The following is a 1,501-nucleotide window of genomic DNA, read 5'->3' as shown; positions in this document are numbered from 1 at the left end:
TATAAGAGAGTGGTTTTGTCGTTCTTGTAAAACGACCCATAACAGAGATGTTAATGGAGCAAAAAACATTCTCGCGGTCGGGCTTGGCCGTCTTTAGTAGGAATCCCCTCACTTTAGGGAGGGGAGGGAGTCAAACTAAAACTTATGAATGTATTTTATTCGCTAAATTACTTAGTCTAGGACCTTTGGGGGTAGATATAGTAGATTTAATTTAAAAATGTTATAGAACTACTGGTATAAATTTTCCTTGCGTGCTGTATACACAGAGGCTGCGAAAAATTCATCCCAGTAGCGATTTGGAACTTATGACAGTTTTGTTTTGAACTGACTATATATTATGAACTCATTTAGGGGTCAACCAATACATTGTGAGGGTTATATTGCATGGTTGAAGAACAATGGCTATGGTTTGAGTAATTTGAAAGTTAAAGGTAAATCGTAGACTAATTAAGGAAAAACGCTGTGACAAGCTTAATAAAATCGCTACTGATAAGTGTGAGTAGGTCTCTATGTCTTTTAGTAGTGCAGGCTTAACTGATAAATTAGCAAGAGGACCTACTCTTAAGATTCAAGTAGAAAAAGAGTACATATATACAGATGTGTCAGACAAGGATTCATTTGAATATGATACAGAACCAAGAATAATCATTGAGTCGCTTACTCCAGTCATCTGCATAGGTGGGGTGGGACTAACGATGACTTTTTAGCATGAAGTTGCGCGTTTGATGAAGATAAACCTTTACCTGAAAAAATAGAGTTTCGTTATGGTGTTTGGTTATCGAATGAAGAAGCGGATAAACGATTTCCTCCCATACCCTTCGAGGCTTATGAAAATTTACCAGATGACAGAGACTTCAAGACATTAGATGACTGGTTAGAAGCAAGAGACGAATTCAGAACAAAAGTCTTTAACAAACCTGAATACGAAAAAGTACGAGAAGCCAAGCGCGCTGCTATGGATCAAGAAATAGACTGGCATACCCATACTATTTATCCAAGGCAAATAATGCAGAAGTATCATGATGACATGGGACTTATTAATAGGATGCGAGCATCAATAGTTGGCTATACTATTACGTTTCATTATGATATGAGTGTCACTGAAGAGGATAGAATACTTTATTTAGACCCAGCAGTGCCTTGGTGGTTATCCAAATAGTTATGCTCTTAAGGTTCTTAATTTTTCTCATAGAGCTAGATACTTATTGTATTTGGCTTTTTTATTACGCACTCTGATATCGGCGGTGGTTATGGAGAAGGCGACTTGTAGTGGCATAATAAGGCAAAGTATATGAATAAGAAAACATATATTGGATTGGCTGCTTTATTGTCAGTAGCGACCATTGCATTCATACAAACAGTGACCGCAGAAACGGGAGACCATCCCGAATTCTGTGTAACTGCGATTTAGATTAAATGTCTGCTGATACGGTCATCGAACATAATCATAAAGCGATTGAGCGCCGCCGTCCAGTTTCGAATCGGCATTGACCACCTTGAC

General features: G+C 38.1%; 1 pseudogene. It reads left to right on the top strand.

From position 1 onward, the window contains the following. Positions 1–117: pseudogene (locus JMX98_RS13800) on the top strand (zinc ribbon domain-containing protein); the annotation flags it as partial. Positions 118–1,501 lie beyond the last annotated feature (1,384 nt).

The sequence above is a fragment of the Psychrobacter sp. HII-4 genome (assembly GCF_904846595.1).
GTDB classification, from domain to species: Bacteria; Pseudomonadota; Gammaproteobacteria; order Pseudomonadales; family Moraxellaceae; genus Psychrobacter; species Psychrobacter celer.
The sequence above is the reverse complement of the archived record's forward strand: the minus strand, read 5'-3'. Positions and strand labels throughout refer to the sequence as shown.